Genomic DNA, 17,961 nt, shown 5'->3' on the forward strand with positions numbered 1-17,961 from the left:
GGCTATTGTCGATGTCCTGGGACCGCTGCGGCCGACGCGCGACCGGTTTGAACCATGGATGCCAGGCAATGGCCGCGATATGAGCGCACCCCATGCTGCCCCGTCGGCCACCGAACTCCACGCGACCGAAACAATCGAGATCTTCGATCCCGCCAGCGGCGCCACCGTCGGCAAGGTACCCATGACGGATGCCGCCGAAATCGATCGGCAGGTTGATCTGGCGAATCGCGTGCAAACCACCTGGGCGCGAACAACGGCGGCCGAGCGGGCCGTCGCGGTCCGCGCCGGTGCTGCCCTGCTGCGCGAGCATGCCGATGAACTGGCCGAACTCAATCGGCTCGAAACCGGACGTCCACGGTCGGAGAGCAAGGAGGGGGTGCTGGCCGGTGCCGCGACGCTCGAGCAATATGCCGAACTGGGACCGTTGCACCGAGGCCGAAGTCTGCAAGGAGCTTTCGAGGCGACCGACCTCATGGTGTGGGAGCCCCGCGGCGTCGTCGTCGCGCTGACGCCGTGGAACGATCCCGTCGCGGTGTCCTGCGGTTTGCTCGGCGCGGCGTTGGTCACGGGAAACACGGTCGTGTACAAGCCGAGCGAACGCGCACCGCACACCGGAGCTCTGCTCGGCGAGTTGCTCTCCCGAGCGCTTCCCGGCGGCGTTCTGCAGACGGTGCAGGGCGACGGCCGGGTCGGCGCGCTGCTCGCCGCACGTCTCGATGTGGACGTCATCGCGCATGTCGGCAGCACCGCCACGGGACGGTCGATCGCGCGCAGCGTCGCCGACACCGGTGCGAAGGCGCTGCTGGAGAACGGTGGCAACGACGCGCTCGTCGTCGACGCCGGTGTGGATCCCGTCTGGGCGGCCGGGCAGGCGGCGCTCGGCGCGTTCGCGAACTCCGGCCAGATCTGCGTGTCCGTCGAGCGGATCTTCGTGCACCGGGACGTCGCGGAGGCCTTCCTGGCGGCGCTGGTGGCCGAAGCCGAGTCCTGGAACCCGGCGCCGCTGGTCGACCGTCATCATCGCGAGCAGGTCCACTCGCACGTCCGCGATGCGGTGGAGCGCGGCGCCGAGCTGCTGACGGGCGGAGTGCTGCCGGACGGCGCCGGTGCGCACTATCCGGCCACCGTGCTGGCACAGTGCGATCCGGCCATGCGGATCATGCGGGAGGAGACCTTCGGCCCGATCGCGCCGGTACGGGTGGTGGATACGTTCGAGCAGGGCATCGCCGAGGCCGCGACCGACGACTACGGGCTCGCGGCCACCGTGCTCACGCCGTCGATGGCCAACGCGCAGCACGCTTGGCGGGAACTGCCGGTGGGGACGGTGAAGATCAACTCGGTGTTCGGCGGGGCGCCCGGGGGAGCGGCGCACCCGCGGCGGGCCAGCGGGTCCGGTTTCGGTTACGGGCCGGAATTGCTGGACGAGATGACCCAGACGAAGGTCGTGCACCTACGCCCGGCTCCGAGCTAGGACGCCGCACCCCGGTCTTCGCGGTCACCGAGCGGAGAGATCGCCGTCGCGGCTGATTGACCTGGGGCGCAGCGGGTATGGGCAGAGACATGCGGGTACTTGTCACCGGGTGGCCCAGCTTCCTGCACGGGGAAGCGACGGCCGGGGACGTGTTGAGCATGAGCCGGGTGTGCGACGCGCTGGCCTCCGCCGCGATACCCCACGACACGGCCTGGAGCCCGGGGTTTCGTTCCGACGGGATGCATCTGGACGACGCGGACTCCGGGCGATATTCGCACCTGGTGTTCGTGTGCGGGCCCGCGCACGGTGAACAGGTCCGGTTCCTGCACGAACGGTACGCCAACTGCCGACGCATCGCGGTGGGCGTCTCCATCCTCGATCCGGCCGATGCCGCGGTCACCGGCTTCCACCGCATCTTGCCGCGCGACGGTCCGTCCGTCGCGCGACCGGACATGGCGGTCGGGGCGTCCACGGTGAGCGTCCCCGTGGTGGGAGTCGTCTTCGCCCCGGGCCAGGCCGAGTACGGCGTGGCCAGGCGGCACCGGTCGGTGCATCGCGCGTTGCTGCGGTGGCTGCGCGAGCTCGACTGCGCGCGACTACCGCTCGACACCAGATTGACGTCCGACGATTGGCGCCTGTGCCGCACACCCGACCAGCTCGCGTCGGTGTTCGCTCGCCTGGACGCGGTGATCACCACTCGACTGCACGGCTTGGTGCTGGGCCTGCGAGCCGGGATCCCGGTCCTCGCGGTGGATCCCATCGCGGGCGGAGGGAAGGTCACCGCGCAGGCGAGGGCGCTGGACTGGCCTGCGCTGGTGTCCGCCGAGCAGACCGCCGACGCGGGCGCGTTCGACCCGTGGTGGCGCTGGTGCCTGGCACCGGCGGGGCGCGAACGCGCGCGGCGGCGGGAGTTCCCCTCGGCCGACGCCTTGACCAGCGACCTGCTCGACGAACTGCTCGCGGGACGGCCTGCGTGAGCGCGCCGACGGTGGCGAAGACCACCGTCGTCATCGCCACCCGCAACCGCGCGGCCGAACTGGCCCGCACCTTGACCGAATTGCGCGCACTGCGCCCGGCTCCCGCGATCGTGGTACTGGACAACGCTTCGGTCGACGGCACGGCCGGCGCGGCGGAGGCATTCCCGGATGTGCGCGTCGTCCGGCTGCCCCGCAATCTCGGCGCGGCGGCGCGCAACCTCGGCGTCGCACTGGCCCGCACGCCCTACGTCGCGTTCAGCGACGACGACTCGTGGTGGGCCGAGGACGCGCTGCGCGAAGCCGAGCGGGTGCTTGATGCCCATCCGCGACTCGGCCTGATCGCCGGACGTACGCTCGTCGGCGCCGACCACCGTGACGATCCCGTCAACGAACTGATGGCGAGCAGCCCGCTCGGGCATCCCCCCGGTCTGCCGGGCCCGTTGGTGCTCGGCTTCCTCGCCTGCGCGGCGATCGTCCGGAGAGAGGCGTATCTGCAGGCCGCCGGGTTCAGCCCGCTGTTGCATTTCGGCGCCGAGGAACGCCTGCTGTCACTCGATATGGCGGCGTGCGGCTGGGACCTCTGTTACGTGGCGCGAGTGCGCGCCCATCACCACCCCTCGGCGCGGCGACCGCCGCACGCGTGGCGCAGACGGGCCGAACAGCGCAACAACGCGTTGATCGCTTGGATGCGGCGGCCGTTGCGGCGGTCCGCTGCCGAGTCCGCGGGCCTGTTGCGCCGAGCGGTGCGGGACCCCGGAATGTTGCTGGCGTTCGCGGGGGTCGTTCGCCGCCTGCCGAGGGCGCTGGCGCAGCGGCGCACGCTGCCGCCGGAGGTCGAGCGCCGTGCCAGGACGCTGGAACTCGCCCATGGAAGGAAGTGACGGATGGTCACGGAACGAATGACGGTCGTCATCATGACCCGCAACCGGCGCGAACAATTGCTGCGCACCCTGGCGCACATGACCACGCTGCCCGACGCGGCGCCGATCATCCTCGTCGACAACGGGTCCACGGACGGCACCGCCGACGCGGTCGCCGCGGCGTTCCCCTCGGTAATACTCATCCGCTCGGCGGAGAACCTGGGCGCGGTGGCCAGGAATCTCGCGGTCGAGCGGACGGCAACGCCGTATGTGGCGTTCTGCGACGACGACACCCGATGGCAGCCGGGCGCCTTGACCCGGGCCGCCGATGTGCTCGACCGATACCCCGGCCTCGGCTCGGTGACCGGACGATGCCTGGTCGCACCCGATCTCCGAGAAGACCCGATCACGCCGGAACTGCGCGACTCACCGGTCGTCGGGCCCGACTGGCTGCCCGGCCCCGCTCTGCTCGGCGTGATGGCCGCGCTGTCCGCCTTCCGGGTCAGCGCGTTCCGGGAGGTCGGCGGCTTCTCCCGGCGTCTGTGGTTCGCGGGCGAAGAGGAACTGCTCGCCCTCGACCTCGCGGCGCGCGGCTGGTGGATGTGCTGGATGGAGGACATCCTGATCCACCACGAGCCGTCCACCACCCGTGATCCGACGCACCGTCGCAGGCTCGGCATCCGGAACACGTTGTGGACGCTGTGGTTGCGCCGCCCGGCCCGCAGCGCCGCCCGGCGGACCGCCGTCGTACTCGGATCGGCCCCGGCCGACCTGACGACCGCCGCGGCCGTCCTGGACACACTGCGTGGGATGCCGTGGGTGCTGCGCGAACGAAAAGTCCTGCCACCGCCAGTGGAGGCGGGCCTCGTTCTGCTGGAAGAATCGCAGCGCCGTTCCCCCGCGCGTCGCTATGTGGGCTGACGGTCGTCTCGGCGGGGAGGACCTACCCGGTCGTGCTATCCCGCAGCGGCGCCGACACCCCGGCGTGCTTCCCGAGCGAGGGCACGGTCGCGTTGTTCCTCGAATCGGGGAATGCGCACTTCCGTAAGGTCGTCCAAGAAGGCGGCGAGTCGTTCGCGGGCTTGCTCGCCGCGTGGCCCGAAGTCGTCGCGGTCGAGGATGTTCCACTGCCGGATGACGGGTTGGAGCACTTCTTCCAAGTGCTGGCGCAGATCGTAGATGCCGTGTTTGGCCATGAGGACGCCGTTGCGCCGGAAGTTGGGCATGCCGGTGCCCGGCATCCGGAAGTTGCGCACGATCAGGTCGATCGCTTCGATGGCCTGATCGGGCACCAGATCCAAGGCGGCGCCGCACATGCCGCGGTAGAAGATCATGTGCAGGTTCTCGTCGGCGGCGATGCGTTGCAGCATGCGGTCGGCGACCGGGTCGTCACAGACCGCCGCCGTGTTGCGATGGCTGATGCGGGTGGCCAACTCCTGGAAGGACACGTACGCCACCGAGTACAGGAACCCGCCGTCGAAGTCGGTGTCCGCTCGCTCCACCGGCGCGCCGAAGCCGGTGGACATGTGCGTCATACGGTCGTTCTCCAACGCGACCGGGTCGACGCCCCGTGTGACGACCAGGTAGTCACGCAGGGCGATGCTGTGGCGGGCCTCCTCGGCGGTCCATCGTCCCACCCACGACCCCCACGCGCCATCTCGGGAAAAGCTGGCACTGATCTCGCGGTGATAGGACGGGAGGTTGTCCTCGGTGAGCAGGTTCGTGATCAAGGCCGCCTTCGCCACCTCCGAGAGCCGTGATTGCCCTGGCTCCCAATCGATCCCGCCCAGCATCGCGAAGTTGTGTCCTTCGTCCCAGGGCACGTAGTCGTGGGGATGCCACTCCTTGACCATGGACAGGTGCCGGTTCAACGCGGTACCCGCGAAAGGTTCGAGCTCGGTGAGGATCTCCAGCTGTGTCAGATCACGCGCCAACGTCGTGTCCGCCTTTCTTTGCGCATTGCTTCGGAAGGGAGAGATGATCGGCCCGGCCCGGCCCGGTCGCGATCAGCGACGACCGAGGTCGGACGGATAACGCCGGGGAAGTGACGACTTTCAGGCGGTCGCCGTGTCGATGGCGCCGGTACGGGGTGCGACGAGCGTCAGGCCGCCGTCGTAGCGGCGATACATCAGGTGGCCGCGTCCCGACGGTGGGTCGGTGTAGAACAGGAACGGCAATCCGTATTCGCATACCCGTTCCACTGCTCGTGTTTCGGTGAGCGCCGGTGCCGGTCGGGGGTTGATGGTGAACAGTCCCGAACTGCCGACGATCGAGTGTGGCGTATGGACACTGTGCTGGCGCGCCATCCGCAGCCCGAACGGTCCGGCGCGGTAGACGACGGCGTCCTCGCCGGTCTCGGCATCGGTGAACAGATGCGCGTCGTAATCCATCGCGTCCAAGAGCGCCGTCGCCGCGGGCAGCGAGCCCGTCGTCAGCGCAACCGCCTTGCGGCGGACCAGTTCTCCCGGGCCGGGTGCGTCCAGCGGCCGACGGTCCGGATCCGGCCACGGCCGCGGCTCCCACGGCTTCTGCAACGCCTTGATCTGCCGTTGCAACCGGATCACCGTCGGCAACGCGTCACCACGACGATGTGCCAACGTCTGGATCCGCGCGCAGGTGTCACCGACGGACAGATTCACCTGGATGACCATCGGGCCGTCGTCGCTGTCCGGGGCCGTGATCCGCAGGCGGGCGGCGCCCGCGACAGGGAATCGCCGCAGTAGACGGCCGACCGTACCGGCGAAGCGTTCCCGCTCGAGGGCCGGTACTCGGCCGGTGGCGAACACGGCGACTTCCGGGAACGACGTCGACGACCACACCTCCGACACCAGCGACATCCCATCCTCCACTGCTCTCGCCCCACCGACTCACCTGGCAAGACTGTGCCCGCAGCGTGGGTCGTGCCCGTAGGGCCGAAAGTCCGCTACGCCGATTACTTTCAGCATCGTGAAGTCCCTCGGCGATCGGCCGTCCGTCGCGCGGGATCGTGGAGGCCGCCGATGCGACGGCCGGCCATGTGTCCGGCCGGCGGGCAGATCGAGGCGTCAGCGGAGCGTGCGGTGGTCCGCGGGCCTGCTCACTCGACGCGTCCGGCCGGTTCGCCGGAACGCGCACCGGCCGTACGCCGTGGCAGGCGTAGCGACGTGGCCGGACGGTTGTAGGCCCATTGGGCGACGGCGATGACGGCCGAGCCCAGCGAAGTGATACCTGCGAGCAGAGCCCAGTGGGTGAGTCCCGCGGTGTTGTAAGAGACCTGCCGGACTCCCGGCGCGATCAGGCTGCCGTTGCCGAACGCCCAACTCGTCACCATGCCGACCTGCCCGCCGAAGTCCGTGGAGCGGGCGAGCATGGCGCGCAGCTCGGGAGCCTTGCTGTTGACGTAGAGCACGGTGAGCAGGACCAGCGCCGCGGTCGTCACCGCGCACGCCGTCGCCGTGCGTGACAGGACCTCGGTGCGAAGCCGGAGATTCACCACCACCACGCAGACGGTGAGGACGATCGCGCCCGCGGACAGCAGTGCCAGGGCGCCGCTGATCCGCGCGGTGGGCGGCTGCGACGACGACCAGACGTTCAGGTAGGAAGTGGTCGCGGTGATCCGGCCGAAGGCATCGGCACTGGCTTTGCCGTCGGCGCCCACAGCCCTGAGCCACGGCTGGAACAGCAGGATCAGCGTGACGATACTGCCGGCCACGGCGCACAGGTAGCCCCAGTGGCCCTGCAACGCCGACAGGGATGCACGGAATTCGCCGTGCCGTCCCGGCGCCGCGCTGGGTTCTCGCTCGAGTCGAGTGTCCTTTGCTGACCACGGCGTTGGCTGCACTTCGCTCCGAACTCGAGGACAAGGGTTCGCCGTCGGGAACCCAGGTGGACAGGGCGGTCCCGACTGCGGTCGGCCTCACGCACGGTAGGCAGCAGGGTTATCCGGACGTTAAGAGCTGCCGAACGCTCGGAGAATGGTTGCGATCAACGCGATTTTGAAATCTCGGTGGGGTGCCTGGGGCGGGTGCGGAAATGGAGATCGCCTCACCCGGCCACCCCACCCTTCGCCCGGCACTTCGGCTTCCAGGTCTGTGTGAACATTCGAGCAGACGGACTGCCGCGTTCGGGAAGAGTTCGGTGCATTCTGCCGACGTCGGACAGCGGTCGGTGCAGCGCCGTTCGTCCGCATCGCAGGCGGGCGTCGAAAGATCTGTAGCACAGTCCGATTCGGTGCCGTTGCAATCTCTCCGGCAGTGGTGCCGGAATTGACCGACGACTTACCTGGAGACCACGTGTCGCCCGAATCCGTTACTAAGTCGCAACTTTCGTCGATCCACGCATCGCAACACCTCGGCGCGGTCGATGCGGAATCAGTCCACGATCTAGCAGCGCGCTGAAAAACCTTGCTGCACAATGTGAAACGGTGCATCCGGCGGTGCCGATCGGACGTGCCGAGTAGGGTTGCCGACGCCGCTCCGGCCGCCTGGCAAACGGCCGAAAGGTGATTCTGGAGCCGTAGGCGAGATACAGTACGGGCCGTGACAGAGCACCGATCGCCCATCGGCGGGGATCGCTCGCAGGATCTCGGAGTACCGCGTTCGCTGGACCTCCGCTCCGCCGACTGGTCGAGTTCCGATGAGACCCTTGCCCGGCTGTTCCAACGTGTCGAGGCGTACGCCATGGACGCGCGCGAGTGGTATTCGCGGGACGGTCTAACGAAGCGGCGGGCGAGCCTAGCCCTCACCGCGGCGATGATCGTGCTCGGCTTACTCGGAATCCTGGTGCCCCTGCTGACCACCGCCGGAGTCCACGCCATCGACCCGAGCTGGGGATACATCCTGCTCGCCTGCGCCGCCGGAAGCGCGGCATGCGACCGGTTCTTCGGTGTCTCGACGGCGTGGGCGCGCGATATCCGCAGCGCGCAGTCGATCAACGCGATGCTGTGCGACTTCCAACTCGAGTGGGCTTCGGTCTCCCGCGCGCCCGCCAATTCGAATGGGGAAATCGACCGCAGGATGGGACTGCTGCGGGATTTCTCCTACCGGGTCAACGAGGTGATCGCACACGAAACCGACAGCTGGACCGGGCAATTGCAGCTGTCGGCGCAACCGCGGATGAGCAGGCTGGACCGGAGGTAGCGCCGGCTGCCGTTGTCGTAGGCGCGTTCGTTACTGGTTCGTCGGCGCCGAGACGGGCGTCGGCGAGCAGTCCGGCCGCTCCGATCGCGGCGCAGGCGACGGTGGTCGCGAGCAAGGCCGGGCTGGTGTGCCCGGTCAGAGCGTCACCGAGCGCGACGACCGCGATCGTTCCTGGCAGCACGCCGACGACGGTGGCGACCAGGTAGGGCGCGAGCCGGACCGAGGACAGGCCGGCGCAATAGTTGATCAGTGCGAACGGCACCGGGCCGATCAGCCGCAGCGACCCCACCGCCAGCCAGCCGCGGCGGGCCAGGCGCCGGTCGACCGCGGCGACCGCCGGATGGGTCAGCAGCCGGGCCGCGACGGCCTCGCGGCCGACCGCGCGCACGAGCTGAAACGCCACGACCGCGCTGACCGTGGTCGCGGCGATCGCGACAGCGACGCCGGTGACCGGGCCGAACAGCAGTCCGGCGCTGAGAGTGAACGCGATCCGTGGCAGGACGATGGTCGCCGCGGCGTGCGCGGTGAAGAACACCAGCGGCAGCCATGGACCGGTTTCTTGTGCCCAACTGCGGATCTGGTCGGCACCCAGGTGCGGAACGACTGCCGCGCCGGACACGAACACGACCGGCAGCAGCACGACGGCGATCAGTCGCGGATCACGCCACCGCGGCCTGCGGTGACCATCGGTTGCCGCTACACCAGCGGCGGGGTTGTCGACCGGCATGAGTCGATGCTCTCAGCGTGCTGTCGGGCGGGGCGCGGGCTGGAACAGTTCGACGAAGTTGCCGGAGGGGTCCTGGAGGAGCACCTGTTGCCCGCCGGGGCCGTCGACGATGTCGTTGCGGAAGGTGACGCCCGCGGCTCGCAGCCGCGTGGCCTCGGCGGCGATATCGTCGACGACCAGCTGGAGACGATTCCAGCCGCCGGGTTCCGGGGTAGCGCCATCGGGCATCGGGCGTGCCGCCGAACTCTTCGGCCCCGCCAGCAGCAACTGCAGTGGGCCGCGCACCACTGCGGCGAAGGCCGGGGAGGCGTCGAAGTCGACGGTGAACCCGAGGTGGGTGGTGTAGAACTCGACCGCCGCGGCCACATTGTCGACGAGGTAGCGGACTCGGGCGAGTTCGATCGGTGCGGTCGTGGTCATGGCTGGATCTCCTAGTTGTTGTGTGCCGAGGACATGGCGGTGGGCATGGGCGGGAACCCGATGCGGGTGTCGAGTTCGCCGGCGAGACGACGGAACTCCGGATATGTGGCGCGGTCGGTGTCGCCGGTCGTGGCCGGATCGGGCAGGCTCCAATGCGTCGCGACGGCGCGGCCGTGGTCGCGGGGTACCTCGCGGATCTTGTCGCACAACGTGATCACGTAATCGAAGCGGCGGTCGGCGACCGCATCGAGCGCCTGCGGTCGCTGTGCACCCAGGTCGATCCCGTAGTCCTCCCGGAGCACTCGCGCCGCGTTCGGATGGATCCGCGGTTTGGGATGGCTGCCCGCGCTGGCGACCCGGACGCCGGTCACGCGGTGCCGCAGCAGTGCCTCGGCCATCGGCGACCGGGCACTGTTACCGGTGCACAGGAACAACACCGAACAGTCCTTCGGCCATGTGCGGCCGGACGGAGCCAGCGCCGGATGCAAAGCAACCGCGGCGTCACCGAATGCGGCCGCGCACCGGGACAGGTCGAGATGGTAGTAGCTGTCGCGGCCGTCGAAACTGCTGCGGCGCGCGTCGACCAACCCGGCCGACCGCAGCAGCCGTAGGTGATACGACACCAGATTCTGCGGCTCCCCGACCGCTTGCACCAGCTCCCGCACCCGGCGATCACTCGCCGCCAGCTCGGTCATCAACGCCCACCGCAGCGGATGTGCCGTCATGCGCATCAGCAGCGGAACCGGAACTCGATCCGTGGTACCCACCTCGCCCACATTACATCAAACCAATTTGATGTATATACCGATCTCTGCTCGGTCCGTAGTTCGGCTTCATTGAACCAAACAGTGTGATAGGCAGTACCGTGAAGATGACTTATCTGAACTAGTCGGTTAACTTTGTGTCATGAAATATGTTGTGGTCGTTGGTGGTACCGATGGGATCGGCCGGGCTGTCGCCCTGAAGCGGCTTGCCGTTGGAGACGCCGTCGTGGTCGTCGGGCGAGACGCCGAGAAAGGCAAGAGCCTTCTCGCGGCAGCCGAGGAGCTCGGGGCGGGCGACCGTGCGCATTTCGTGCCCGCGGATCTCAGTTCGATCGGTGCGACCCGCACCGCCATCGACGCCATCCGAACCCGTTTCACCACGGTGGATGCCCTGGTGCTCTGTGCCAGGCACTACCGGTCCGATCGGCTGGTGACCGCGGAAGGGTTCGAATACACCTTCGCGCTGTTCTACCTGAGCCGATTCGTGCTCAGCTACGAACTGATCGACCTGCTGAACACCGCCCCGAACCCGGTCATCGTCAATGTGGCCGGTCCGGGCAGCGGAACCGGCGAGATCCGCTGGGACGACTTGGGTCTCGAGCGCGATTACCACGGCCTGCACGCGCTCGCGCAGGGCGGTCAGCTCAACGATCTGCTCGGCATCGAGTTCGCGCGCAGGCCGGTGTCGGCGCGAGTGCGATACGTGCTGGTGCATCCGGGGGTGGTGAACACCGCCCTGTCCGGCGACTACGACGCCGAGATGGCGGCCAGGATCGAAACGATGCGCCGCACCGCACGACCGATCGACGAGGCCATCCGCCCGATCCTCGCGGTACTGGACGATCCGCCGGTCGAGGCGCTGACCGCGATCGCGCAGGGACAGCCGTTGGACGTGCACGGACCCGAGTTCGACACCGCCGCGGCCGCGCGGCTGTACGGCGAGACGACGAAGCTGCTCGGACGGTTGCAGTCGACGGCGTCGGGCATTTCCCCGGCCAGGTTGCGGCAGGTCCTCGACTCGCCCGTATTCGGTGTCGTTGCCACGATCCAGCCCGACGGCAGCACACATCAATCGGTGGTGTGGATACTGCGAGACGGGGACGATGTCCTCTTCGTCGTGGGGGAGGGCAGTCGCAAAGAGCGCAACCTGCGCCGTGACGCCCGAGTCGGCGTGCTGGTCAACCCGCCCGAGCAGCCCTACACCTACGCCGCGATCCACGGTACCGCGACCCTGTCCACCGAAGGCGGTCTCGAAATACGGGATCGTTTGGCGCTGAAGTACACCGGCAAGACCTATCGCGAGCACAATCCGGAAGCCGCGGCCACCTACGGGGATACTCCGATGGTCGTCGTCCGGGTCACGCCCGAACTAATCGTCGGCCGACTTTGAGCCGCGATCTTCTCTGAGCCCGGGCAGCAAGCACTGCCACGGCGCGCGCATGGCGTGGCCGGGTGTGTTACCGAGCGCGTTGTGCGGAAAATATCAGCGGTACTGCGCAACTCGCTGTTCCCGACGGCCCGCGCCCGCTCGAGTACGTAGACTTCCGGCGTGACCGATCTCGCGGACTTCGCCCGGCTGATCGCCGGTGACCACGGACTTTGTGTCGTCTCCACCCTTCGAGCCGACAACACGATCCAGTCGTCGCTGGTCAACGCCGGCGTATTGCGACACCCGGCGACCGGTGCCGACGTGGTCGGCATGGTGGTACGCGGCGGCGCGCGCAAACTGGACAACCTGCGGGCCCGGGCGCGGGCCACGATCGTGGTCCGTGTCGGTTGGCAATGGTGCGCCGCCGAGGGGCCGGTGTGGATCGCCGGTCCGGACGACCCGGCCCCCGGGGTCGACGCCGAGCGGTTGCGGTTGCTGCTGCGTGAGGTGTTCACCGCGGCCGGTGGCGTGCACGAGGATTGGGACGAGTACGACAGAGTGATGGCCGCCGAGCGCCGGGCGGTGGTGTTGATCTCGCCGGATCGCGTCTACGGCAACGGCTGAGCTCCGCCGCGCCCCGGGAGAGCCGGAAATGGACGCGGGGCAGCGCGTAGTTCCGATCATGTCGAGCGGGATCGGTTACCGGGATCGACAGGCTTGTTAGCGTCAGCCTGGTGAATCTCGATCTGGATGGAAAACGCGCGATCGTGACCGGCGGCAGCCGAGGGATCGGATTGGCTGTCGCTCGCGGGCTCGCCAACGAAGGTGTGGATGTGGTGATCGCGGCGCGTGCGGCCGAACCGCTCGCGGCCGCTGCCCGGACATTGGCCGAGGAGACGGGTCGGCGAGTGGTCGCGATACCGACCGACACCGGCGACGACAGCCAAGTCGAGGCGCTGGTGGAGCGCACCGTCGCCGAATTGGGCGGCGTCGACATCCTGGTGAACTCCGCCGCCACGCCGTGGAGTGCGGGCGCGAGCGCCGACCTGGCGGCCACCAGCGACGACGTGGTGCGGCGTGAAGTGGAGATCAAGGTGCTCGGATATCTGCGCACCGCCCGCGCGGTCGCCCCTCATCTGGTCGAGCAGGGCTGGGGCCGGATCATCAACATCAGTGGACTCGGTGCGCGCCAGGCGAATTCCATCGCCCAGACGATTCGGAACATCAGCGTCTCGGCATTGACCAAGAATTTGGCGGACGAGCTCGGTCCGAAGGGCATCAATGTGACGGTCGTGCATCCGGGGCTGACCAGGACCGAACGCCTGACCCAGCGGTTGACCGCGCAAGCCGAGGAGTCGGGGAATGCGGTCACCGAACTCGAAGCCGAGCTGGCGAAGAATACGCTGCGCCGGGTCATCGACGCCGCGGAAGTCGCCGACGTGGTGACCTTCCTCGCGTCACCCCGCAGTATCGCGATCACCGGCGACGCCATCGCGGTCGGCGGCGGCGTCCCGGGTCCGGTCTTCTACTGAGAGTGCCGCGCAGGACGAACTTCGCCCGCGCGTAGCTCGCGCTCTGTCGCCTATCCGGCCGCCTGGAAGGGTTCCGCGACCATCCAGTGCTCGATGAGCCTGCCGTCGTGCACTCGGATCATGTCCATGCCCGTCGTCTCGAATCGCTGACCGGTCGGCGGCAGGCCGAAGTTTCGGCGCCGCCGCCTCGCTCGATGACATCGCTCGCGCGGCCGGTGTCGCCAATGCCACCCTGTACCGGCATTTCCCGACCCGCGGGCACCTGATCACGGCCGTGTACCGCGAGCGGATCGACGCGCTGTGTGCCGCGGCCACCGAGCTAGCGGGCGGCGGTGCGGCCGGTGACGCCTTGCTCGGCTGGCTGAATGCGGTCATCGATCACATCGCGGTCAGCCGAGGCTTGCGCGAGGCGTTCGTCAACGCGTATGGACTTCGCGACGGCGACGAAACCCCGGAGGTCGCAGCGTGGCATCGCATGACCGATGCCGCTGCCATGCCGCTGTTGCGGGATGCCCAAGCCGCCGGTCTCATTCGAGCCGATCTCGAGGTGACCGAATTGATGACCCTCGTCTCCGCGATCGCACACGCGGGCAACGGCGATGCCGACCATGCTCGCCGTCTGCTCACCCTGACCTTCGAGGGTCTGACGTCCGAGGGCTGAACGGGTCGCCGCCCAGGCCTCCTGATGCGGTGGGCGGTGGTGGATAGTCGTCGACGGTCATAGCGTTGTAGACGCGTGTGCTTTTGGTGGCGAGGCGGAGGAAGGCGCGGCCGGGGCCTGCGGGCAGGGCGGATAACAGTCGGGTGGCCTGCACCAGTCCCGAGACACCGAGGCGGGATGTGGGGATCAGGGTCTTGGCTGCGCTGAGCGCGACCGCGTGGCCGCCGCGTATGTGTTCGGCCATCGCGTGTTCGTAGGCGGGGAAGGCGCGCTCGTGGTCGCCGCCCGCTCGTGCGAGTTCTCCGGCGAGGACGTACGCGCCGACGACGGCCAGCGTGGTGCTGCCGCCGACGGCCGGGCCGGGGCAGTAGCCCGCGTCGCCGACGAGCGTCACCCGGCCTCGGGACCAGGTGTCCATGCGGAGTTGGGTGATGGAGTCGAAGTAGAACGCCGGGGTGGGGTCGAGTTCGTCGAGCCAGCGGTCCACGTCGGTGTCGAAACCGTGGAATGCTCCACGCAGCAGCTCTTTCTGCCGTGACACGTCGTGGCGCTGGTAGTCGAGTTCGCGGTTGCTGCGGAACAGGAACAACGCACGCGCCTCGTCGAGGTGGCGTACACCGTAGATACCTGCGGTGCGGCCGACGCCGACGTGGATGTGGAGTTCGCTGTCGCAGCCGTAGGCGCCGGGCAGGGTCATCACCCCGAGATAGGCCCCGGCGAAGGCGCTGAAGCGCGATTCCTCGCCGAAGATCAGGCGGCGCACGGTGGAGTGCAGCCCGTCCGCGCCGACGACGAGGTCGAAGCGGCGCTGCGCGGACTTCTCGAACCGCACCTCGCCCTCGGGTGAGATCGCGGTGATCGAGTCGCCGAAGAGATATTCGACGTCGTCGGACGCGGCGTCGTAGTAGATCTCGCTGAGGTCGTCGCGCATGATCTCGGCGTGTTGGTCGGAAGTGGCGCCGAAGATCTTGGCGAGATCCACGCTGGCGGGCCGCCCCGCGCCTTCGGGGTGGAGTGTCATCCGGTTCGTGCCGGTGGCCCGTTCCTGGACGCGCGCCAGCACGCCCATCTTCTGTGAGATGTCCATCGCGGGCCGGAACAGGTCGACCGCGTGGCCGCCGGTCTTGCGCAGGGTCGGGGCGCGTTCGACGACGGTGACGGAGAAGCCGTGCCTGGTGAGCCAGTACGCCAGCACCGGTCCGGCGATGCTTGCACCGGAGATGAGGATCCGCATGAGTATGCCTCCCTTTTTGCTGAAATCGCCGATCAGTTGGGCATCTTCGATCCGAAACTCCACTGCCACTTCGGATCTGGATCCGAACGCAGACTCGATGCCGCAGCGGCGCTGGTCTCAGCCATTGGTTCTCCTTCGGACGGTCCGTGCAGGGACTACCTTGCTGAGCGGCCGAAGATTCGTCTTGAACAAATGTCAGCGTTCACGGTCGGCAGGAACCGCTCATACGATCGGCCTGCGGCCATGGGAGATCGGTGACGGCCCGGCGTGGCTACGTGCCGTTCCTATCCGGCCGTGACGGGTCGCCGTCGATCGGTTCCGCAGTTGGGCGCCCGCTGAGCAGCGCGCGGCCTCCCGCCTCGGCCGACTCCAACAGGTACCGCAGCCCGTCCCACGACCTGTCCAGGTAACCGCTCGGATCCGCACCGCTGTACAGATGGGCATGTCTCTGTTAGCAATAAGGGACGGGTCTGTCTTGAGGATGCAGGGTGGGCCGGTATCGAGCGCGCTAGGCGCGAAACGAATCGAGTGCCCTATGAGCACAGAATTGCACGGTCTCGGCGGCGCCGCCCAACCCTCGTCGGACGGGTGGAAAGACGCTCTCCTCGGACTGGACGCGACCATCGAACACTGCGGCAACGCGACCGTCGTCCACGTCCATGGTGAAGTCGATGCCTACACGCTGCCCGCGTGGCGGCGATTGCTATACGAGGCCGGAGCGACCACCGCGGCGCCGGGGTCGATCGTGATCGATGCGAGCGGTCTCGGCTTCATGTCCTGCCGTTCGCTGCTGATCTTGGCCGAAGAATCCGAGGCATGCCTGCGCCGGGGCGTCCGGCTGCGAGTGGTCGGTGACCGGCTGGTAGTGGCCCGCGTCGTGGCCGTCCTCGACCTCGACGCCCTGCGGCCCGTTCACTCCTCTGTCGAGGACGCGCTGGCCGACTCGCTGCCGAGCGGGCGATTCCACGGCATCGGGCCACGTGCGGCGTGGCGCGGTCACGCCGGTACAGCGGAGCCGCGACTTCTCTGACGCTCCGTCTTCCCGGCACCGGGGCTCCGCTCGAATGCCCTGGTGCCGGGGTCGGCGGATCGAGCCTTGACAGGCGACGTGTCAGCAATCACATCGAACGAATCCTCTTCTTCTACGACCGGCTGTTCGGCCCGGCAAGGATCCCGCCGTCGATCACGGCACGATCCATGCCACACCCGGCGACTGGTGGACCGTGTTCGCTCAATCGCCGGACGTATTCCGGCACGCTGTGCGCGGTTTCGCCGTCTACCGCAACGCGATCCTCGATCCGGCCTCGCGCGAATTGGGTCAGAGCCGGGCCGGTCGTGGAAATCAGGGACCTGTCCGCGGATCTGTCCGGCGCCTGACCGAGTCGGCGCGGGGGTCTATGCCGGTTCGGCGGATCGGATCGCCGCCTCGAGTGTGCGCAGAGCCGCGGTGAGCACGGTGCGTTCGTCGGCGGCGAGTTGGTCGGTGAAGGCGGTTTCGTGCTCCAGTAGGGCGGGCACGACCTGTTCGATGTGGCGATGGCCGTCCGGCGTGAGCGAGACCAGGACGCCGCGCCGGGTGGTCGAGGTCGGTTCGCGGGTGATCAGCCCGGCCGCTTCCGCACGGGCGAGGCGCTGGGAGACGGCGCCCGCGGTGACGAGGCTGCGGGCGGCGATCTGGCGGGTGGTCAGCTGGTAGGGCGGACCGGATCGGCGCAGGGTGCTGAGCAGATCGAGGGTCGATTCGTCGATGCCGAGCCGCTGGAGGGTGCGCTGTCGCTCGTCGGTGAGGAGTTTGGCCACTCGCCACAGCGGCGTGAGGATCTCGATCGACTCGACTCGCGCGCCGGGCAGTTCACGGCGCCATGCCGCGGCTATCCGGGCGGCCGAAGGTATCTCGTCGTGTGCTTCGTGCGTCATTGCCGGAAGTCTCTCCCCTCGGTACATTTAGCGCTAAATATACCGAGAGGAGATGAGAATGCGCGGAACGGTCGTCGTCACCGGTGCGAGCGGGGGAATCGGACGCCGGGTGGCTCAGCGGTTCGCCGAAGGCGGGGCGGACGTGGTGATCACCGGGCGTTCGAAGGAACGGGTGGAGCGGGCGGCGCAGAAACTCGGAGTGCGGGGAATCGTTTGTGATGCGGCGATTCCCACGGAGGTGGAGCGGTTCGCCGAATCGGTCGGGCCCGAAGTGGATGTGCTGGTGAACATGGCCGGGGGCAACACCGATCTCGTCGTCGGGAACGGCGCCGCGGTGTCGTTGGCGGAGTTGGCCGAGCAGTGGACGGCGAACCTGTCGACGAATCTCTTGAGTGCGGTCCTGACCACCTCGGCGTTGCGGGAGCGGCTGCGACCTGGTGGAGCGGTGATCAATGTCGGCTCGATCGGCGCGGAGTACGCCGCGGGGTCCTACGGCGCCGCGAAGGCGGCGCTGGCGGCGTGGTCGGCCGGTTTGTCGGCGCAACTGGCGCCGAAGGGTGTCACGGTGAACACGGTCGCGCCCGGTTACATCGAGAACACCGATTTCTTCCAAGGGCAACTGAGCGAGCAACGGCGTAGCTGGTTGATCGACTCCACGCACGACAAACGCGCGGGTGAGCCCGATGACGTCGCCGGGCTGATCGAGTTCCTGGCCTCCCCGCACGCCCGGCACATCACGGGCCAGACGATTCACGTCAACGGCGGTGCGCACACGACCAGATGAATGCTCCGTGAGCGGCGATTGGGTTCGGGCTGATCGCAATTCTATTCGCGCACGGGCGCGTGCGGTTGAATCCGGTATCACCTCCGTTCGTCGTCCGGAGCGGTGTCGCACGTCTCGGCTCGAATCGT

19 protein-coding genes and 3 pseudogenes are annotated in these 17,961 nt (G+C 68.3%); 13 read left to right on the forward strand and 9 right to left on the reverse strand.

The window, feature by feature from the left end; all coding sequences use genetic code 11:
• Positions 1 to 79: 79 nt before the first annotated feature.
• The 4 genes from ACFV2O_RS22810 (at position 80) to ACFV2O_RS22825 (ending at position 4,229) form a co-directional block, all read left to right on the forward strand.
• Positions 80 to 1,471, forward strand: coding sequence for an aldehyde dehydrogenase family protein (locus ACFV2O_RS22810; protein ID WP_379253529.1), 1,392 nt, complete (start codon positions 80 to 82; stop codon positions 1,469 to 1,471).
• An 89-nt stretch (positions 1,472 to 1,560) separates the two neighbouring features.
• A complete protein-coding gene (locus ACFV2O_RS22815) occupies positions 1,561 to 2,448 on the forward strand; it encodes a polysaccharide pyruvyl transferase family protein (protein ID WP_379253530.1) in 888 nt (295 codons plus the stop codon).
• The gene (locus ACFV2O_RS22820; RefSeq protein ID WP_379253531.1) at positions 2,445 to 3,329 is read left to right on the forward strand and encodes a glycosyltransferase family 2 protein; all 885 of its coding nucleotides are present in this window, start codon (positions 2,445 to 2,447) and stop codon (positions 3,327 to 3,329) included. The genes ACFV2O_RS22815 and ACFV2O_RS22820 overlap by 4 nt, the downstream gene beginning before the upstream one ends.
• A 3-nt stretch (positions 3,330 to 3,332) precedes the next feature.
• On the forward strand, positions 3,333 to 4,229 hold the full coding sequence (locus ACFV2O_RS22825; RefSeq protein ID WP_379253532.1) for a glycosyltransferase family 2 protein: 897 nt from the start codon (positions 3,333 to 3,335) through the stop codon (positions 4,227 to 4,229).
• Positions 4,230 to 4,264: 35 nt separating this feature from the next.
• Here the strand turns inward: ACFV2O_RS22825 and ACFV2O_RS22830 are convergent, their stop codons facing one another.
• The 3 genes from ACFV2O_RS22830 to ACFV2O_RS22840 form a co-directional block, all read right to left on the reverse strand.
• Positions 4,265 to 5,242, reverse strand: a complete 978-nt coding sequence (locus ACFV2O_RS22830) for an acyl-ACP desaturase (protein WP_379253533.1) — start codon at positions 5,240 to 5,242, stop codon at positions 4,265 to 4,267.
• Positions 5,243 to 5,362: 120 nt separating this feature from the next.
• A complete protein-coding gene (locus tag ACFV2O_RS22835; protein WP_379253534.1) occupies positions 5,363 to 6,145 on the reverse strand; it encodes a sigma 54 modulation/S30EA ribosomal C-terminal domain-containing protein in 783 nt (260 codons plus the stop codon).
• A gap of 239 nt (positions 6,146 to 6,384) precedes the next feature.
• Entirely contained in the window at positions 6,385 to 6,999 is a 615-nt protein-coding gene (locus ACFV2O_RS22840) for a hypothetical protein (protein WP_379253535.1), read from the reverse strand.
• Between the two features lie 826 nt (positions 7,000 to 7,825).
• Between ACFV2O_RS22840 and ACFV2O_RS22845 the strand changes: the two genes are divergently transcribed.
• Positions 7,826 to 8,425, forward strand: a complete 600-nt coding sequence (locus tag ACFV2O_RS22845) for an SLATT domain-containing protein (RefSeq protein WP_355074183.1) — start codon at positions 7,826 to 7,828, stop codon at positions 8,423 to 8,425.
• Here ACFV2O_RS22845 and ACFV2O_RS22850 read toward each other — a convergent pair.
• The 3 genes from ACFV2O_RS22850 to ACFV2O_RS22860 are packed head-to-tail and all read right to left on the reverse strand — an operon-like array spanning position 8,334 to position 10,339.
• Positions 8,334 to 9,152: a TVP38/TMEM64 family protein gene (locus tag ACFV2O_RS22850; RefSeq protein WP_379253536.1), complete on the reverse strand. Its 819-nt coding sequence runs from the start codon at positions 9,150 to 9,152 to the stop codon at positions 8,334 to 8,336. The genes ACFV2O_RS22845 and ACFV2O_RS22850 overlap by 92 nt on opposite strands.
• Positions 9,153 to 9,164: 12 nt before the next feature.
• The gene (locus tag ACFV2O_RS22855; RefSeq protein WP_379253537.1) at positions 9,165 to 9,572 is read right to left on the reverse strand and encodes a VOC family protein; all 408 of its coding nucleotides are present in this window, start codon (positions 9,570 to 9,572) and stop codon (positions 9,165 to 9,167) included.
• An 11-nt stretch (positions 9,573 to 9,583) separates the two neighbouring features.
• Entirely contained in the window at positions 9,584 to 10,339 is a 756-nt protein-coding gene (locus ACFV2O_RS22860) for an ArsR family transcriptional regulator (protein WP_379253538.1), read from the reverse strand.
• 139 nt (positions 10,340 to 10,478) lie between these two features.
• Between ACFV2O_RS22860 and ACFV2O_RS22865 the strand changes: the two genes are divergently transcribed.
• The 3 genes from ACFV2O_RS22865 to ACFV2O_RS22875 all read left to right on the forward strand — a co-directional run bounded on the left by ACFV2O_RS22865 (position 10,479) and on the right by ACFV2O_RS22875 (position 13,237).
• Entirely contained in the window at positions 10,479 to 11,726 is a 1,248-nt protein-coding gene (locus tag ACFV2O_RS22865; protein WP_379253539.1) for a TIGR03618 family F420-dependent PPOX class oxidoreductase, read from the forward strand.
• 159 nt (positions 11,727 to 11,885) lie between these two features.
• Positions 11,886 to 12,329 (forward strand): pyridoxamine 5'-phosphate oxidase, encoded by a 444-nt coding sequence (locus tag ACFV2O_RS22870; protein WP_379253540.1) that lies wholly within the window; start codon positions 11,886 to 11,888, stop codon positions 12,327 to 12,329.
• Positions 12,330 to 12,439: 110 nt separating this feature from the next.
• The gene (locus tag ACFV2O_RS22875) at positions 12,440 to 13,237 is read left to right on the forward strand and encodes an SDR family NAD(P)-dependent oxidoreductase (RefSeq protein ID WP_379253541.1); all 798 of its coding nucleotides are present in this window, start codon (positions 12,440 to 12,442) and stop codon (positions 13,235 to 13,237) included.
• A 50-nt stretch (positions 13,238 to 13,287) separates the two neighbouring features.
• Here the strand turns inward: ACFV2O_RS22875 and ACFV2O_RS22880 are convergent.
• A pseudogene (locus tag ACFV2O_RS22880) lies at positions 13,288 to 13,407 on the reverse strand (ester cyclase); the annotation flags it as partial.
• On the opposite strand from ACFV2O_RS22880, the pseudogene ACFV2O_RS22885 reads away from it, so the two are divergent.
• Positions 13,380 to 13,502 (forward strand): annotated as a pseudogene (locus tag ACFV2O_RS22885) (TetR family transcriptional regulator); the annotation flags it as partial. The pseudogenes ACFV2O_RS22880 and ACFV2O_RS22885 overlap by 28 nt on opposite strands.
• 9 nt (positions 13,503 to 13,511) lie before the next feature.
• Entirely contained in the window at positions 13,512 to 13,898 is a 387-nt protein-coding gene (locus ACFV2O_RS22890) for a hypothetical protein (RefSeq protein WP_379253542.1), read from the forward strand.
• Here the strand turns inward: ACFV2O_RS22890 and ACFV2O_RS22895 are convergent.
• Positions 13,861 to 15,132, reverse strand: coding sequence for an FAD-dependent monooxygenase (locus ACFV2O_RS22895; protein WP_379253543.1), 1,272 nt, complete (start codon positions 15,130 to 15,132; stop codon positions 13,861 to 13,863). The genes ACFV2O_RS22890 and ACFV2O_RS22895 overlap by 38 nt on opposite strands.
• Positions 15,133 to 15,667: 535 nt before the next feature.
• On the opposite strand from ACFV2O_RS22895, the gene ACFV2O_RS22900 reads away from it, so the two are divergent.
• Together ACFV2O_RS22900 and ACFV2O_RS22905 are read left to right on the forward strand one after the other, a co-directional pair.
• Positions 15,668 to 16,162, forward strand: coding sequence for an anti-sigma factor antagonist (locus ACFV2O_RS22900; protein ID WP_379253544.1), 495 nt, complete (start codon positions 15,668 to 15,670; stop codon positions 16,160 to 16,162).
• 92 nt (positions 16,163 to 16,254) lie between these two features.
• Positions 16,255 to 16,466 (forward strand): annotated as a pseudogene (locus tag ACFV2O_RS22905) (carboxymuconolactone decarboxylase family protein); the annotation flags it as partial.
• 61 nt (positions 16,467 to 16,527) lie between these two features.
• Here the strand turns inward: ACFV2O_RS22905 and ACFV2O_RS22910 are convergent.
• Positions 16,528 to 17,049, reverse strand: coding sequence for a MarR family transcriptional regulator (locus ACFV2O_RS22910; RefSeq protein WP_364426657.1), 522 nt, complete (start codon positions 17,047 to 17,049; stop codon positions 16,528 to 16,530).
• A gap of 58 nt (positions 17,050 to 17,107) precedes the next feature.
• On the opposite strand from ACFV2O_RS22910, the gene ACFV2O_RS22915 reads away from it, so the two are divergent.
• Entirely contained in the window at positions 17,108 to 17,833 is a 726-nt protein-coding gene (locus ACFV2O_RS22915) for an SDR family NAD(P)-dependent oxidoreductase (RefSeq protein ID WP_379253545.1), read from the forward strand.
• Positions 17,834 to 17,961 lie beyond the last annotated feature (128 nt).

Source organism: Nocardia sp. NPDC059691 (assembly GCF_042733915.1).
GTDB classification, from domain to species: Bacteria; Actinomycetota; Actinomycetes; order Mycobacteriales; family Mycobacteriaceae; genus Nocardia; species Nocardia sichangensis.